This window comes from Mucilaginibacter rubeus (genome assembly GCF_003286415.2).
GTDB lineage: Bacteria > Bacteroidota > Bacteroidia > Sphingobacteriales > Sphingobacteriaceae > Mucilaginibacter > Mucilaginibacter rubeus_A.
The window spans coordinates 4399849-4417245 of sequence record NZ_CP043450.1; the positions used below are offsets into that span (position 1 = coordinate 4399849).

15 protein-coding genes are annotated in these 17397 nt (G+C 43.6%); 3 read left to right on the top strand and 12 right to left on the bottom strand.

Features of this window, described 5'->3' with window-relative positions:
* Window positions 1–169: 169 nt before the first annotated feature.
* Window positions 170–637 (bottom strand): inner membrane protein YiaA, encoded by a 468-nt coding sequence (yiaA, locus tag DEO27_RS17225; RefSeq protein ID WP_112567665.1) that lies wholly within the window; start codon window positions 635–637, stop codon window positions 170–172.
* Between the two features lie 133 nt (window positions 638–770).
* Here yiaA and DEO27_RS17230 point away from each other — a divergent pair, with 133 nt between their 5' ends.
* Complete coding sequence (locus DEO27_RS17230) at window positions 771–2270, top strand: hypothetical protein (protein ID WP_112567663.1); 1500 nt, start codon at window positions 771–773, stop codon at window positions 2268–2270.
* Window positions 2271–2319: 49 nt separating this feature from the next.
* On the opposite strand, the gene DEO27_RS17235 is transcribed toward DEO27_RS17230, so the two are convergent.
* The 9 genes from DEO27_RS17235 to DEO27_RS17270 all read right to left on the bottom strand — a co-directional run bounded on the left by DEO27_RS17235 (window position 2320) and on the right by DEO27_RS17270 (window position 12039).
* Entirely contained in the window at window positions 2320–2715 is a 396-nt protein-coding gene (locus tag DEO27_RS17235; RefSeq protein WP_112567661.1) for a VOC family protein, read from the bottom strand.
* A 14-nt stretch (window positions 2716–2729) separates the two neighbouring features.
* The gene (locus tag DEO27_RS17240; protein WP_112567659.1) at window positions 2730–3632 is read right to left on the bottom strand and encodes a VOC family protein; all 903 of its coding nucleotides are present in this window, start codon (window positions 3630–3632) and stop codon (window positions 2730–2732) included.
* A gap of 231 nt (window positions 3633–3863) precedes the next feature.
* Window positions 3864–4331 (bottom strand): DUF1772 domain-containing protein, encoded by a 468-nt coding sequence (locus DEO27_RS17245; RefSeq protein WP_112567657.1) that lies wholly within the window; start codon window positions 4329–4331, stop codon window positions 3864–3866.
* A 3-nt stretch (window positions 4332–4334) separates the two neighbouring features.
* Window positions 4335–4748 carry a DUF4267 domain-containing protein gene (locus tag DEO27_RS17250; RefSeq protein WP_112567655.1) on the bottom strand — a complete coding sequence of 138 codons (414 nt, stop codon included), beginning with the start codon at window positions 4746–4748 and terminating at the stop codon, window positions 4335–4337.
* 72 nt (window positions 4749–4820) lie between these two features.
* Complete coding sequence (locus DEO27_RS17255; RefSeq protein WP_112567653.1) at window positions 4821–5390, bottom strand: Crp/Fnr family transcriptional regulator; 570 nt, start codon at window positions 5388–5390, stop codon at window positions 4821–4823.
* A 445-nt stretch (window positions 5391–5835) separates the two neighbouring features.
* Window positions 5836–8292 (bottom strand): histidine kinase dimerization/phosphoacceptor domain -containing protein, encoded by a 2457-nt coding sequence (locus tag DEO27_RS17260; RefSeq protein ID WP_190295115.1) that lies wholly within the window; start codon window positions 8290–8292, stop codon window positions 5836–5838.
* A 504-nt stretch (window positions 8293–8796) separates the two neighbouring features.
* Complete coding sequence (locus tag DEO27_RS17265) at window positions 8797–10194, bottom strand: protein-disulfide reductase DsbD family protein (protein WP_112568139.1); 1398 nt, start codon at window positions 10192–10194, stop codon at window positions 8797–8799.
* 306 nt (window positions 10195–10500) lie between these two features.
* A complete protein-coding gene (locus DEO27_RS31750) occupies window positions 10501–10947 on the bottom strand; it encodes a protein-disulfide reductase DsbD domain-containing protein (protein WP_112567649.1) in 447 nt (148 codons plus the stop codon).
* Window positions 10948–10959: 12 nt separating this feature from the next.
* Window positions 10960–12039, bottom strand: a complete 1080-nt coding sequence (locus tag DEO27_RS17270) for a PLP-dependent cysteine synthase family protein (protein WP_112567647.1) — start codon at window positions 12037–12039, stop codon at window positions 10960–10962.
* 166 nt (window positions 12040–12205) lie between these two features.
* Here DEO27_RS17270 and DEO27_RS17275 point away from each other — a divergent pair, with 166 nt between their 5' ends.
* Window positions 12206–12673 carry an Lrp/AsnC family transcriptional regulator gene (locus DEO27_RS17275; RefSeq protein ID WP_112567645.1) on the top strand — a complete coding sequence of 156 codons (468 nt, stop codon included), beginning with the start codon at window positions 12206–12208 and terminating at the stop codon, window positions 12671–12673.
* A gap of 430 nt (window positions 12674–13103) precedes the next feature.
* Here DEO27_RS17275 and DEO27_RS17280 read toward each other — a convergent pair whose 3' ends face one another.
* Window positions 13104–13682 (bottom strand): hypothetical protein, encoded by a 579-nt coding sequence (locus DEO27_RS17280; protein WP_112567643.1) that lies wholly within the window; start codon window positions 13680–13682, stop codon window positions 13104–13106.
* A gap of 689 nt (window positions 13683–14371) precedes the next feature.
* Between DEO27_RS17280 and DEO27_RS17285 the strand changes: the two genes are divergently transcribed.
* Window positions 14372–14884, top strand: coding sequence for a TIR domain-containing protein (locus tag DEO27_RS17285; protein WP_146749966.1), 513 nt, complete (start codon window positions 14372–14374; stop codon window positions 14882–14884).
* A gap of 308 nt (window positions 14885–15192) precedes the next feature.
* On the opposite strand, the gene DEO27_RS17290 is transcribed toward DEO27_RS17285, so the two are convergent.
* Entirely contained in the window at window positions 15193–17388 is a 2196-nt protein-coding gene (locus tag DEO27_RS17290) for an alpha-galactosidase (RefSeq protein ID WP_112567639.1), read from the bottom strand.
* Between the last annotated feature and the right edge of the window lie 9 nt (window positions 17389–17397).

The window sequence follows — 17397 nt, forward strand, 5'->3', positions numbered from 1 at the left end:
ATAAAAGACTGTCGAAAACATACGCATGAGTCTTTATATATTAAATAAAAAGTACAATTTAAAATGCCAATAAAGAATCCAGATTGGGTTCACGATATTGGGGCGGGGCGGTAAATTAAAAGCCCCACAGGCTTGCCAGGCAAGGCACTGCGGGGCGGCAACCGCTACGTTACAACTCTTTATCCTCAAACATCTTTGCGTCGCGGGTATTTTTTTGTACGGCAATGGCCGAAAACAAGCTTAAGCAAAATGCCATTGCATAAAAACCTTTTTCGCTTCGGGCCAGATCTGCATTCCACAGACCAATAGTCAATAGGATTATTGCCGCGATGGTGGCAAACCAACTCAGGCCATAGTAAAGATCTGTTACGGCAAGCCCTTCAGACCTATCCCTAACACTTTTTTGTACCGAGATTACTGCGAATAAGCCAAATAATAATATGGTGAAGTAATAGCCCTTTTCATTTAACGCCATAGTTGCATTCCAAAGGCCTATGCAATAGCCTACCATTCCGGTTAATAGAGCAAACCAGGAGGCGCCAATAAACGCGGCGGTTGGTTTAAATGGATTTCTAACCTTATCACCATATTTTACATTGGTTGAAGTTTCTTCTGTTTTGTTTTGTAGCGGTTCCATGTTTGTTTTGTTTTATTGATTAATATGGAACCAAATGTCGGGCGGAAAGCAGAGGTAAAAAAGTCATAATATCAAAATTACTGACGATATAATTTATCATTATCTTATCTTTAACTGAAACAAAATAGCTAATATGGACTCGCTTTCTGAGTTAACACGCCTATTCAATAGCACTGATAAAAAGCTTTTTAAACAATTTTTACAGCGAAAAAACAAACGAACAGATGTAAAAAATCTACAGCTACTTGATTTAATAGAAACTGACGATATAGATGGTTTAAATAATCTCTACGAATCGGAGAAAAATAACGATGCGTATTATGCTCTACGTAAACGTCTACAGGATAATTTGCTGCTATTCCTATCGCAGAAAACTTTTGAAAGCAGTCATTCCGACACCTACGACGCGCTACGCCTGGTGGTAGTGGGACGCTTTTTATTAGAAAATGATGTAATCAAAATAGCGTTCAAATGTTTGGATAAGGCCGAACGACTGGCTGAACATCTGGAGCAGTTTAACTTATTGAATGAGCTTTTACTGTTAAAACTCCAGTATGCGCATCTGCCGGGAGCAGAAAACCTTGAAGCGTTGACCGCGCGCCTTTTACGAAACCAGGCGGATATGCAACGTGAGGCTAAGCTCAATATGGCTTATGCCTTTTTGAGGCAGGAACTGCAGGAGATACACCTGAAAGGGAAAATCGTTAATTTGACGGACCTGATGATAACTACCATCCGGAAATACAAAATTTCTGCGCAGGACCTGATGACCTATAAATCCATTTACCAGATTCTTTTCATAGCCAATGAATATGCCGCAATACAGCAGAATTATGGATTGATAGAGCGTTACGTAAACCGGACGAATCAATTTATACAGAGCCATGTGTATAAACAATCTTATCTTTTTTACCATATGTCCATCTTATATTTTTTGGCCAACTTTCATTTAAGGCGCAAGGATTTTGTAAGGAGTGCATCCTATCTTAAAGAAATGATGGATCTCATGTTGACGGATAGCCGGTACTACACCTTGTTTTATTTACGCCATCAGCTACTCTCAGCACTTAACCTGTTCTTTACAAATTTTGCCGACGAGGCCATTGAGTTGTTGAAGAAATCGATATCCAATACCAAACATACATCTAAACCAGAAGAAATAGAGGATTTAAGAATATGCCTGACCATGTTTTTAGCCCTCTGTAATAACCGTGAAAGCTTAAAACATTTGACTTTACTGACACGCACTGATGCCTGGTATGAAAAAAAGATGGGGATGTTATGGACCATTCGAAAAAACCTGATGGAAATTTTGATACAAGCACAGTTTTCCAACATCGAGCTGGCCATGTCCCGGATAAGCAGCTTCCGGCGGCGATATAAGAAGTATCTGCTGAAAACTTCGGAGGAACGTGTGCTATTGTTTCTTAGCCTGGTAGAGAAATACCTGCTAAAACCCGACATAGCTTTTGATCTGGCATACCAAAAAACTGTCTTAAACATGCTAAGCAAGGCCGAAAATAATGACATATTTACTTTAAGTTTTATAGCCTGGCTGGTAGCGCGCTGGGAGAAAAAAACAGCTCATAAAGTGGTGCTCCCCCTCATGCAAAACAGCAACCATACGCAATAATACTGACAGACATGCCTTACGTTTTTCCTTAAGTTTGGATAAATGCACCTCACATATTATCCATTAATAACACATTAAATTTATGGCCATCGGGATCAGCAAATGCAAATCCGTAATAATTGGCTTCATCACGTTCAACATCCTTTAATATAGTGCCCCCGGCGTTTTTCACCCGTTCTGCCCATTCATTTACTTCAGCCTCAGTATCGGCAGCAAGGGTAAAAATAATTTCGCCACCCCTTATTGAACCAGACGTTAAATATTCATCTATTTGTGAACCCTCTTCAAAAAAGTGGATCACGAAATTATCATCGCCAAAAAGAAAGCTGGCCAACTTAGGGTATTTGTTAGTTCCGTTAGGGGTAAAACCCAGTTGTGTATAAAATTGATTAGTGCGCTCTGCGTCTTTTACGCTGAAATTAGCCCAGATTTTCTTTGTTTTCATATTGTTGATGTTTATTAGCCTTGATAAGCTTTTTGCAAAGCTGCTATGTCAAATTTCTTCATAGGGAGAAATGCTTGTGTTACCCGGTCGATCTGCTGAGGGCTACCGCTTTTAAGCACTTCAGACATAAAGGTTGATGATATTTGCCATGATACGCCGTATTTATCCTTCAGCCAGCCACACTGCCCGGCTTTAGGATCGGCCGAAAGTGCCAACCAGTAATAGTCTATCTCTTCCTGGGTTTCACATTCTATCAGCAGCGAAACAGCTTCATTAAATCCGAAACCATGATTATGAGCACTATCCATAGCGGCCAGCCAGGTTTGGTTTATATAAAAATCGGCAAAGAGTAATGTACCTGCTTTATCCGGCCCCATATCTTCGGGCCGAGGAGCGGTAGTTCCCCTTTTACTTTCCTTAAATACCGAACAATAAAAATCGATAGCCTCTTCGGCTTTGCCCGCTACCGCGCCGGTGAACATCATGGACGGTATAATAACCGGCCTTGGTTCCCCTGCAGGGTTTGTCAGGATCAGTTGCCATGACACACCGTATTTATCAGCCACCCAGCCATAGCGCTCGCTGAATGGGTAACGATCAAGTGGCATCATTACTGTTCCTCCATCTGCCAGTTTGCTCCATATCTCGTCAATACGTCGGGCCGCTTCCGGGTTGCGCGAAGGATCAAAATTGATCATAAACGAAATTGAAGGGTTAAACTTAAATAACGGCCCGGCACTAATAGCCATAAAAGGTTGCCCCGCTATGGTAAATTCTACGATATCGCAATCGCCGGATGGCGTGTTATGCAACTGGCTACCAAAGCTAATAGCCGAATCCGGCATTAAGGTAGTGTAAAATTCGGCGGCTTCTTTGGCCTGGTTGTCAAACCAAAGGTGAGGTTTAATGGGTAACATAGGCAATTGTTTTTGATGATAAACAAAGTTAAGCACGGTAGGTTTCAGGCTTCGGGGGCATTAGCGCCAAATTTAAGGGTGATTTGCGACTCTTTTTCTAAAAAACGCCCTTAGAAAATCTAAGAGGCGTTTGTGCAATTAAAAGCGTAAATTGTCAACAGAACTTTAATAAAAAGAAATGTTTAACCACTTCATGAAGGATAGTTCCGAGTAAAAATTACAAAAAACGCTTCAGTAATAATTAACCACAACAAGACCGGCGATGGCTATAAAAAGTAGTGCTGCCCGCAAGCCGATCACCCTGTCCCAGCGTTGCTGTAATTCTCTGATATTATCCACTATCCTGCCGAATTTCACAGCATCAACCATAATATTATTAACCGGCCTGGCAATGGTAAAGTATATAGCAAGATGCGTTAGCAGGGCAGCTAATGATATCGAGGCTAATTGCCCGTGAAAAGTGTGTAAACCGGCAATCATTACTTGCAATAAGGTGCTCAGGATTGCTGTAACGCCGACTAAGGGCATCCTGGCATCTGCCACTTCATGAAAATGGCCCATTACATCGGCTACGGATGCATCTTTACTTTTAGCAGCGGCCTTTTTGCCAACCAGGGCAAAAAACACATCGGTTCCGAAGACTACGGCGGTAGTGACTATCGCTAACCCGTTTAAAATATGTAATACGGAAGTGTTCATGGCTTAGTTAGATTTTGCTTTGAATAAAAAGATGGCTGTAACCGCCATATACATTGCAGTAATACCGTGGATCAGTAAATGAGTTAGGTCTTGGGGCCCATTTACTGCCAGAACAGTGAGACAATCAGATACGGGGATAATGATCGCCGCGCAGAATGTAAAAGCAGTAGCTCTGGGGTTACGTATAAGAAGAAAAATGAGCACTACGATGCCAGAAAAGATGTCCCGGATGCCCTTGATCCACCCATAAGCCAAAGCTTCCCTGGTATGTACTAATGGGATGCCAAATCCTTCGGCACCCACTTCAGGCGCGAGTATAAACCGCGCGCCGAGGAAAATAATACCTGCAACTACTGCAGCAGTAAGCCAGTAAGAGGCCGAGCGAGGGCCCCAGGAGTTGATAGTTTGAGTTTTCATTTGCTTTATTGATTCGTTTAAGCAAATTTCGCCCCATCCAATTTTTTATGCATTCACCCAGGTTAATAAATGCTACAGGGCCGCTCTTTTCCGTATCCGGGATAAAGATTGGGGTTTGATGCCCACGTAAGAAGCGATGTAATACTGTGGTACACGCTGGTTAATGTCGGCAAATGTTTTGAGGAAACGCTGATAACGTATTTCAGGCGAGTCTTTATAAAAAGATGATAACTGCTGCAGTACGCTGACGAAAACCTGTTCGATACCGAGCCTGCCCAGGCGCTCGCCTTCCCCCACTTCACGATAAATTTGCTGCAGGCCGTCATAACTAACAACGTAAAATAAAGTATCCTCCAATGCCTGGATATTCTTATTAGATGGTACCTGCGGAAGAAAGCTCTCGTAATCGCAAACAAAATCTCCCTCCCTGCCAAAATAGTAAGTGCCCTCGTTGCCGTCCTCGTTCATATAATATCTGACAAGGCCTTTCTCCATAAGGGCTACCGAACGGCATACCTGTCCCTCCCGTAAAAAAAAATCCCCCTTTTTGATGCTCCTTTCACTGAAGATCTGTTTGATCAGATACGCCTCATCATCCGAAAGGTGAATGATTTGCCTGAGCCTATCGATGAGCTTTTCCATAAGAAGATTTTTAGAAATAACTATTTGCCTATGAGATTTTTACGGGCATAAAAAAAGGAAATTTGCCATTATACAAATTTCCTTAGGTGATCCCATTTGGATTCGAACCAAAGACCTACAGATTAGAAATCTTTAGGCTATATTAAAAAATGCGTCGTATCATGTTTACAGTGAGCAATTTACGAACAATTTCAATACGGTCAAAATTTTTTGTACCATATTTGTACCATTCTTATTATACTGCGAAAGTCAATTGTCATTTTAACCATTGAGTAGTGTTAATGAAATCAAATTTAAATATCTTGCTTGGGTTGATAGCATGATCAAGGTGTAATAGAATACGATGAGCCATTTTCCGGAACTCATTAATCAACGGCTACAGAATATCCTCTTTACAATCCATCTTTTTATTGAGCTATATGATCATTAATCAGAACTAACAGTATCAACTGTTCTGAAAAACCGGTTTGATCGCGCTCCCATTATTTAAAGTAGATGAAAGTTTAAACTGCACAGATACCATAACCCCTTCTCTACCGGATATCTCAAATACCCCTCTCAATTGCCTTGAAAGGCCATTCATCATCTGCATACCAAGAGATTTGTTCATAATAGCATCGAAATCTTCCGGTAACCCCCTCCCATTATCTTTAACAACGAGGTTTACCCGGTCATGATCACCCTTTTTGAACGATATCATGATCTTCCCCGGCTCATTATCAAAAGCATACTTGACAGCGTTGGTAATAGCTTCATTTAAGATCAGCCCGATCGGAACGGCTTGCGAAAGGTCAACATTCAGCGGATCGACAGCTTGGATAAACTTGATATTTTCTGCCCCAAGTCCACTGGAAAGATTGTTGACCAGGTCTGAAACATATGCGGGCATGTTTATACTCGCGATCTGTGCATTATTATAAAGTTTCTGATGAATGAGTGCTATAGCATTTACTCTGTTCTCACTTTCAGCAATGGCTTCCTTAGCATCTGTATTATTCAAAAAACCTGCTTGAGCTCTTAGAAGGCTCATAATGATCTGAAGATTATTCTTAACCCTGTGGTGTACTTCTCTCAATAACCAGTCTTTCTCTTTTAAAAGTCCATCTTTATCCGCCAGCAACCCGTCCTTTTCATATAATAAGCTTTGCAGAATTATATTTTGCGAATTGATAGCTTCCTGTTGAAACTCCAGTTTCTTGTTGATTTTTTGTTTGCTTCTAAAGGCGAGTATGGCCAATGTCGCCACAAGCAAAAGAACAAGTACGCCCGCTATCATTACATTCCGAATCGTATTTGAACGCTGTATCACCACTTCCTGGAGTTTCTGTTTATTCTCCAACAACTTAATATCCTTAGATTTTTTATCCGCCTCATATTTAATATTCAATTCGGATATTTTCTGCGTGGCGGCTAAACCGTTAATGGAATCATTTAATATTTTATGCCGCGCAAAGTGCCTGATAGCCGGAATATAGTTCCCCAGGGCGGAATCCGCTTTAAAAAGTAAGCTATGGGTTTCCAATTCCTGGTCCCTGTCAAAATATTGTGGATCCTTTAATGAAGCGTCCAGATATTTCTTTCCCTCTTTGTACCGGGCATGCTGTGTATAATACCTACCTATGATAAATAACGCGCCGCCGCCGGTCAAAGTTAAACGGTCATTCATATTTGTTCCGTTTTCCTGATCAGCAGCTTTATCAAGCCGGAGCATTTCCAAATAGTTCTGTTCCGCCAGTTTCTGGTTTCCGAGCAGGTCATAAATATAACCATAGGTAGAGGCAAAGAGTTCTTTGTTATTCAGGGAATTAGTGGGATACTTATTTAAGAACTCATTGAGAAACCTAAGCGCCTTTTTAGGTTCTCCTCCGGCAGCCATAAAATTGGCTATCTTATACCCGTCCATATATTTATCGGGATTCGACCTGTTGGCCTCATATTCGAGCACTATCTGATAAAACTGAATAGCTTTATCATATCTTTTTAACGCAGCGTATGTATTTCCGAGAGCAACATAAGGTTTGATCTGTTTATCGGGATCATCCCCGGCCGCCTTGAGTCCGGCAAATCCCCAGGAGAGCGCCTTATCATAGCGACCGTTAAACCGGTAAAAATCGCTCACAATATAATAGGTCGTCATGGAAAGCGTCTCATGGATCAACGAAAAAAGCCTCAACATTTCCAACATGTCTTTTTCAGCTTGCGCTATTTGCTCGTGATTTCCCCGTACAATGACCAGATCTCGTAAGCTATAACCAGCCTCTTTTAGATTATTTGCCTGGCGATAATATTTAACCGCCATTTCATGGCTATGAATAATATCGCTATAGGTGCTGTTGTTCTCGGGCATCCAGGTACCCAGCTGTGACCAGGCGTGCGCCTCGCTTCCGGGATCTCTGTATCGATGAAAACGTTGAATAATATCCATAAAAGCTCTCCGGCCACCGGCAACATCCCCCCGGTTAAAACAATATTTGGCGGTCAGGACAGAACATTCATTCAACCATTTGTCTGAGCCTGCTTTCTCAGCGATCGCAGCAGCCTGTCCGATCAGCGGCAAAGCCTGTTTGTATTCCTTGCTGTCTGCCGGGAAGTTGAAAACGCCGCGCTCTCCGATCAGCAGTAACAGACGTACTTTTTCTTCACCATAGGTGCTTCCGGCTATCTCCAGCGCATCTTTAAATTGGCTCCTCTCCAAAACAACTTTGCATTGCAGAAACTTTGCTTCATTGACACCTTCTGTGAAACCCAAGACATAGCTTAGTTGCAAAGCCTGCCCCGCATAATATGCAACACTGTCAACGGCCTCATTGGTCAAAGTACGGGCAAACCAGTAAATATGGGAAACCTTGAGCAATAAGTTGACCTTATTGGTATCAGCAGGCATCTGAGCGATCTTTTCCAACAAAGGCGAAGGATCTTTTTCAGTTTCTTTTTTAACGGGTAATCCCCCTCTGGTAGCCTGTCCAAAACATGTAAGGGAAAAGAGCAAAAGGAAAGTAAGAGTACAAATCCATTTACGCATTGTAAAAAGAGGCAAATGCTTCATATGTGAAAAATATTTTCGCTGCGAAAATCCAACAATTTCCGTCTCCTATTTTTTCCAGACTAATTAAACCATCTTCCGATGACTTTAAACCAAATTTACGAATAAAATAAAGATAGCGTGCATGACCTATGCAGCACGCTATCTTTGATTTTTTGGGGAGGTATATCTTCATAAGTTGAAAGTGGCTTTGCTTGATTCCGATATTCGATGAAGATCATATTTCATTTTTCTGGTTATATGCCCCGGCACCGGGACATCTCTTCAAATTCTTCGGCGTATAAAAAAAGCATCCGCTTCAGGGGATGCTTTTTGCTAACTAACTAATAACTGATTTTTAAGAACAATTGAAGACTTTCTATATCACTCGTGTAATATCTGATCGTTAAAGGCCTTTAATCCGCTGTTTAAATAAGCCCGATAAATTGAGGGATCATATTCAGCACCCTGAGGAGCGACCAAAGGTTTCTGGGTGTCAGGATCAAGCAGCACGTAAAAAGGTTGTGAATTGGAGACAAATTTGCTGGTTTGCAAATAGCTCAATTTAGCGCCGATGGTCTTAAGTTGTTTACCTTCAGCCGTAACAGATCGTTCGGCCGCATCCAGTTCGGTTTTGTCATCCACATAAAGTTGAACAAGCACGTAATCCTGTGTGATCACCCGGCGGACCTGCTTGTCAGTCCATACGTCTGCTTCCATCTTACGGCAATTCACACAGGCGTGCCCGGTAAAGTCGATCATTACAGGTTTATGCATCTTCCGGGCAAAGGCCAGGCCTTCATCATAATCGAAGAACGGGTCAAAACCCTTTGGCTTGTCGAACAGGTCGGCATATTTATGCTGCTTTCCGGTATCCTGTAATTGTCCAGTGGTACTCCGGCCTTCATTCATGGCCGAAAGATCGAAATCCTGCGTGGCCATTGGGGGCAACAGCGCACTTATGGATCTAAGTGGCGCTCCCCATAAGCCAGGCACCATATACAGTCCAAAGGAGAGTACGATGATCGCCATGAACAGGCGGGGCACCGATACAAAAGAGGACTCGCTGTCATGACTGAATTTAAGTTTACCGAGCAAATAGAGCCCCATCAGCACAAAGATCACGATCCACAATACCAGGAAAACCTCTCTGTCAAAAAGGTGCCAGTGATAGGCCAGATCAACGTTGGACAGGAACTTGAGCGAAAGCGCCAGCTCCAGAAAACCCAATACGACCTTGACGCTGTTCAGCCAGCTTCCCGATCTGGGAAGCGAGCTTAGCAAGGTGGGGAACATGGCGAAGACCACAAACGGGCTCGCCAGGGCGAACGAATAGCCCAGCATACCAATAGCAGGTCCGAGCAATGCTCCGGTCGTGGCTGCCTGTACCAGCAGGGTCCCGACTATCGGTCCGGTGCATGAAAATGATACCAGCGCAAGCGTCGCGGCCATAAAGAAGAGTCCAGCCATACCGGACCTTTCCGATCTTGCGTCGGCCGCGTTTACCCACCCGGATGGCAAGGTAATTTCGAATGCACCTAAAAATGAAGCTGCGAAAATGACCAATGCTATAAAAAAGGCCATATTGAATATACCGTTAGTTGCCAGATCATTGAGCGAGGCGGCCCCGAAACTGACGGTGATCAGCAAACCCAGCACTACGTAAATAACCATGATACTGATGCCGTAAATAAGGGCCTTGATAACACCGCCATTCTTTTTCTCCGAGCTTTTTGTAAAAAAGCTAATAGTAAGCGGCACCATAGGAAATATACAGGGCATAAAGAAAGCAGCACACCCGCCGATAAAACCGGACAGGAATATGGCCCAGAGCGCTTGATGCTGCTGAGGTTTTCCTGCCGGTCCCGACACGTCATTCACTTTTTGCTTTTCTTCGGCTTTGCTCCTGCCACGATGCTGTAATGTCCCGGTGGCTTTTGCGGCAGGCGCTTGGGTCTCAATGGGCGTGAACTCAATATCTTTTGTTGATACCGTATCCTGCGCTTTGCCCGATAGGCAAAGAAAGAGTGCGAGAACGATCAACACGAACGATCTTATTTTAAATGCTATGTTATTCACTATGTATGATTATTTAACGGGGATGCTGAACGCGATCTCGGCAGGCGGTAAACATTTCTGGTCATTACAGGTCATGTATTCCAGCTTCCCGGTTACGGTCGTCTGTCCAGCATTGAGTTTGATCTTTTGCTGGAATATGACCGAGGTCTCAAAAAAGCTTACGTCCATCCCAAAAGCCTTTTCCATACGGGTGATGGGTTTGGGTTCTGTGGTGCCGCCTATGAGCGTATAAGCCTTTGATGGCGCGAAAGTGATCGTGGTCTTGACCGGTCCCCCGTCTTTTACATTTTGTGAATACACATGCCATCCATTGTCAATGGATGCTTTGATATAGATCATAGCTTCTTTGGCATTTATTGATTTAGCGGCATAGCTCCAGTGCACGGGCTCGAGTATCTGCGCCTTGGTTTGAAGGGACGCCAGTAGAACAACAAGCGCCATAAGTACTTTTTTCATATGATTCCTTATTTATTTGATTCGATCAAGAACCGGTTCATTAAGCCTGCTGATCGGTTGATAGCCGGTAAAATGGATATCGGTAGAGAGGTAACTTTCTTTCACGGGTTCGTCCTTGACCAGGTCCGTGCTCAGGTATTTCTTGTTACTATCTGACAGGATAGTTACGACCACGGCATCATTACCCAAAGCTTCTTTTAGTTTTATTGCGCCGATGACATTCGCTCCAGAGGAAATACCGACGGCGAGACCAAGCTCCCTTGCCAGTTTTTGCGCCATAATAATGGCATCACCGTCACAGGCCTGTACCACCTCGTCCAGCTCATCAAGTTTCAAGATCGCGGGTATGAACTCATCGCTGATGCCCTGTATCCTGTGACTTCCGACCTTATACCCGGTGGTCAACGTAGGTGATTCTGCAGGCTCCAGCGGATGTACCTTTATTTTAGGGTTCATGACCTTCAGGTATTTACCAGTTCCCATTACTGTCCCTCCTGTTCCCACACCTGCGACAAAAGCGTCAGGCACAAGCCCTGCATTTTGTAATTGCTTCCAGATCTCAGGCCCGGTGGTCAGCTCATGTGCTTCCGCATTATACTGGTTCTCGAACTGACGGGGCAGAAAGAACCTGTCGCTGGCCTTATTCATGGATTCGGCCAGCCTGATGCTACCCAAAAAACCGCCCTGAGCTTTACTTACCAGATGAATTTTAGCACCGAGGCTGTTAATGATGTCCTTACGCTCTTTGCTCAGCCAGTCAGGCATGATAATGATCACCTCATGGCCGAGCGCTTTCCCTATTGCCGAAAAAGCGATCCCCGTATTGCCTGAAGTAGCCTCGACAATAGTGTCGCCTGCTTTTATTTTCCCCTGTTTATAGGCCTGCATCAGGATATAAAGCGCCATCCTGTCCTTCAGGCTGCCGGTGAGGTTATAGTGTTCGCATTTCACAAAAATTTTACCCGGTTTGCCCCTGTACAGATACTGTAGTTCAAGCATGGGGGTGTTGCCGACCATGAGCCATAGGCTTTCAAACTTTTGTTCAAGCACCCCGCTTAAACCACGGTACTCAGAAGTATTCACCATTTTCATCATTTGAGACAACAAAGCTCTCAACTACCGATATTAATAGCAATGATCTGTCATAAATCCAGAAATTATCCGGATATTTTTATTTTTCTTATATATTTTTCTTGTGAGGTCTGGATTTCAAAGCTGATATTATATATTTTTACAACAGAAAAACCCCACATAATTTATGAGCACGACAGAAATAGATAACCTGGATCGCGAAATTTTGAGACTTTTGCAAAAGGACGCCCTGCTCACGAATAAAGAGATCTCCTTTACGACCCGCAAATCCATAGCGACCATTCATGAAAGGATACGGAGATTAAAAGAACAGGGCTATATCGAACGCTCTGTTGCTATCCTCAACCGAAAAAAGATCAACCGGAACCTGATCGCTTTCAGTCAAGTGCTGCTGAACGATCACACCAGTACTACCTTAGCGAAATTTGAAGAGGATGTTGTTAAATTTCCGGAGGTGATGGAATGTTTCCAGATGACCGGCACTTTTGATTTTATACTTCGCATTGCGACCAGTGACATGGACGCCTACCACCACTTTTACAGGCATAAGCTGGCTACCCTTGCTAACATTACCTCCATCCAAAGTTTTTTTGTATTGTCTGAAACTAAAAGCGATACCGCTTACCCGATATAGAAAAGCCCCCGTCTTACCATCAAGGGGCCGGAAACAAGAACGGTCCTGGCGAATATCTCGCCCCCTTCAAAAGACCACTACCCGGCATACTAATCATAATACGTTATCTCAATTAGCATTAAATCAGTCCGTTTGCTGTAAAAGCACATGCATAAGAAGGTAACTTGCAAGAACATACACCGTGATAGGTCTTATAGTTAATAAAATGAACAGCTGAACACGCGAACGTGGATTTGTTCAGATATCGATAGTTTCCTTATCGCGAACGGCGATCGTATAAATGATCACGATCAGGCTAAGGCAAAGCATTGCTCTCGTGATAATATAGATGAGGTATCCCATAATTCATTTTTTTGAGGTCTATATTTTGGTGTAACATTGTAAAAGCCAGCTGAGATCGCTTATACAGCGCTCCCAACCGGCTACTGGCTTACAAACCTAGTCCGTAAGCTACCCTTAACCCAACCTGATTGATCTTTCCATAGGCTGTATTCCCATTAAATGAAGTTGTGCCTTCGTATCGTATACCCGCATCAATAAAAGATTTACCGCCCAGCTGGAACTCATACCCTGCCTGAGGCACGTAAAGGAATGCTGTACTTTTCGCATACCCTACACTGCCCTTGTTCAATGCGAATGCAGCCCCAGCGTCGGCCTGAACGTATAGCTTACCGACAGGGAAGTATTTCAAGCCCGCCATTACCGGCAGAACATGAATATCCGGTGCGGAAATTCCTGTACCTGATAAGTTGTTCTTACCAAAATAATCCACGTATCCGGCGTTCACATTGACATAAAACTGATTTGCAACAGGAATGTCAGCCTGGACAGAGCCACCAAAGTTGGCTTTATGTGTATCCTTAAAATTGCCGGTACTAAGACCGGTCTCCGCGCCGATGCTGAGCTTAATGCCATCGGCACCCGGTCCTTTTGAACTTTGCGCCTTTGCGCCTAAACTGATACCGAATAATGCTGCGATCAATACTGCTTTTGTCATGTTAGTTTTCATGGTTTCTGTTGTTTTTAATTGTTATTAATTATGATGTGTTATTTGTAAAGCATATAGAACAGGTCGATACCCTGTAAGAAGAGCGTGAAGTATTTTGCCTTGAGCAGGGTGATCAGATTTAATCCCGTTGTTTTTAGCGCTGATTTTTTCATAGTCGTCCTTCATTTCGATAGGTTGTACCAATCATTTGGCATGGTAAATGCCAAACTCATACCCATTTTCAATAGACTGGCTATCAAACAACTACAATTACACCCCTTTATACCACGGCGTTATTTCGTTAATTCTCGAGAACTACAATAAAAAATCAAATGCTCAACCCCGGCTTTTTACCGGAGATCTTTTAGACGAGCCATTTTATATGATCACATAAGTTCATATCATAAACTGAACAACTTCTTTCATTTGCGTATTTGGGAATATGGGCACATGCAGGGACCGATTAGGAAATACTGAGCCCGCGGGCAAGTATAGATGGCTCAGGGAACGTTCGTTCAAAAGATAAAAGACGATCCGTCATAAAAGATCGTTGATCCTGGTACCTAATATCCATTAACATCAACGTGCTGTGATCAAGAGAGATAATCCATCGCATTAAAAAGATAGTCCATTTCGAAAAAATCAAAATATGTAGAAATTACCGGTTGATCAGCGGATATGTTTACCCCCTGCTGAATTCTTCTGTTTTGATGATAAAACCATACTCAAAAGACAAAAAGAAAGTTTTTATCAGCTTTGTATCAGCCGATGCCAAACTGGCTAAGGCATTACGCTCTTTTATAATCAAGAAATTTAAAGGTAAAATAGGCGTTTACCTCCCATCCCGCAAAATGCAACTAAACCAGTTTTCCAATGCTAAGCTTAGAACTTATCTGGAAAAAAGTCATGCTGTGATTGCATTGATGACGGCGAACTCATTGGATCAGCCCTGGCTTTATATGGATTGGAAAAGCCAGGGACTATCTGGCGAAGGCCTGTATATTTTGCAAACAGAAGAACTTCGGTTACTGCGGACCGACTTTAAACAACCTTTCGAATCGGCAGTGATCAACGATACCAATTCGTTCACGGCTTTTGTCCGAAAGTTTTCCGGCGCGTTCCTGGGGGATGATTATCCTGCTCCATTGGATGAGGTAAAACTATTCCGGTACCAAGTTGCCCGGGTAATGTCGGAGATGGCTGATGATAAAGTAAGGTGCTAATAAGATCATCGAAAAAAACTTTCAACTTACCGGCCGACGGTCTGCTAAAATTCCGTAAAGCACGTCTTAAAAAAGCGATTAAAGAAATTAAAAAAAAAGACTTATCAGCGTTTAAAAACGGAATTGATCAGCGAACTTGCTAATTTTTACAAGCATATTACTTCGGGCTTTGGCGATGACTAAGTGGTATCAGGCGAACCAAAGCCTCCCTTTAGCTGATCCGATAACCCACTAAAGAGTGGCTTACTTATAAGGATGATAATATTATTGCCGATAAATTAATTGATATACATCGGATAACTATCTAATTATTGTATCTGTTGCAGCAGCATCACACTGCTTTCATCGACATTCCACATCGCAAACCTGATCCCCTCTTCCATCAAATATTTGCCAGTAAAAACTTTTCCTTCATAAGCCTCCACCCTGCTGTAGCTCCCCTTGTTGACCTCGGTCAGTTTGTAGGAAGCATTGGGATCTAAACCGTTCAGATAGATCGTGCTATAATCGGCTCCCGAGCCTTTTTTGACCTGGTAGGAGAATAACAACGCTTCTTTTTTATCCTGACTTACATACATCAAAGCCGCACGGTCGCAGCTGTATGGGGACAATAACCGGTACTGATCTCCATAATATACGATATGACTGACCTGCTTATAGGCTTTTATCGCATCCTTTAAAAATGCTTTCTCTTCCCCGTTCAAATGATCTGGCTGCATATCCATACCGAGTTTCCCGGCCATGGCCACATCCAGCCGGAACTTAAGAGACGTTTTCTGCCCCATCTCTGAAACATGGGCGGCAAAGCCTATGGCCGGAAAAAAGTAGCTCATGCCCCACTGGATCAATACCCGGTCGTGTGCATTCGAGTTATCACTCGGCCAGTATTCGTCATAGAACGGCATACTTCCATAATCCATACGACCTCCTCCGCTTGCACACAGCATCAGGGTCAGCTCCGGGTACTTTGCTCTTATCCTTTGGAGCACACTCAGATATCCTCTGGTATAGTCCACATAAAGATTGGCTTGCTTTTCTTTACCAAGGTAGTTTGACCAGGCATTGGATAAGAACCGGTTACAATCCCACTTCAGGTAATTCAACCCTTTGGTTTGATCCAGTATCGAGGAAAGACTACTGACCACAAAATCCTGGACCGCAGGGTTGGACAGGTCAAGGATGAACTGGTTCCGTTGCAGATCCGGAGACCGGTTGGGCGCCGTAAGTACCCATTCCGGATGCTTTTCGTACAATTCACTTTTGGGATTGATCATTTCCGGTTCGACCCACAGACCAAACTTCACTTTATTATCGGCCGACTGCCTGACCAGGTCGTTCAAACCATGTGGAAGTTTCTTTCGATTGACCTGCCAGTCCCCGAGCCCAGCCTGATCATTGTTTCTTGGGTATTTATTACCAAACCAGCCATCATCAAGCAGAAACAGGTCGAAACCGAGTTCCCCTGCTTGTCGGATGAGGTCATGAAGACCTTTTTCATCAAAGTCAAAACCGGTAGTTTCCCAATTGTTCAATACAACATCCCGGTCCCCAGCACCATGCTGCATACCATATTTCCGGGCCCATCTGTGGAACCGCCGGGTGACCTCTCCGGCCCCGTTTTGACTGAAGGTATAAAGGAACGACGGCGTTTGAAACAGTTGCCCGGCAGGAAGTTGATAAGCTGAAGCATAGGGATTGATACCTGGGATTATCCTCAATTTATGATTGTTATCAACATTGAACTGGATCTGCCAGTTTCCCGGCCAGGCCAGGCTCGCGCCAAGTACCTCACCGCTGTTCTCCTCCAGCCGGCGGTCCAGCGAAAGCAGGAAGGACGGATTCGTTTTCTGATCTGTCCTTATCCCCTCTTTGGAATCCAGGGTCAGGATACCGGGCTCCAGGAGGTTCTCATAATGATTGAACTCATTGGACCAGTCGCCATTAAAATAGGTCAGAAAATAGGACGACCGATCAAAGGACAGGTTCGAAGAAGCCATATCGAAGAGCGTAACAGCGCCTTTTTCGTGATGCCTGATCTCCACCCATTGCGCGATAATATTCTCCGCGATATAAGCTTTGAAGCAAAGCGTTACCTCGACCGGGTAATAGCTGTCCTTCATTTTTATCCTGGTAATGACCGTATTGGAATCTGCCTTTTCAACGCTGTAGTTCTGATACACCAGGGCAGTGGTAGGATTACCGTCGGCATGCGTCATTCGCAGTCCCGCTGTCGATACGTTAACCCCGAATACGGGATACAGTTCGGCAGGTTCCATGGACGGCAAGTTATGGATATCCTGTTCCGAAATATTCCTGCCATAGCGGATCTGCTGCAGTTTGTTATCTTTAACCCCTATTAGTAAAAGATTGTCCCGGGTACTGATCCTGATCTTTTCCGAGTATTGTGCACGTGCCTCCCCGGCTATCAGGACAAAAGCTCCTGTTAAGAACAGAAATAGCAAACAGACCGCGAGACGATCCGGATATGGTCTTTTTTTATTCATTTCGATCTT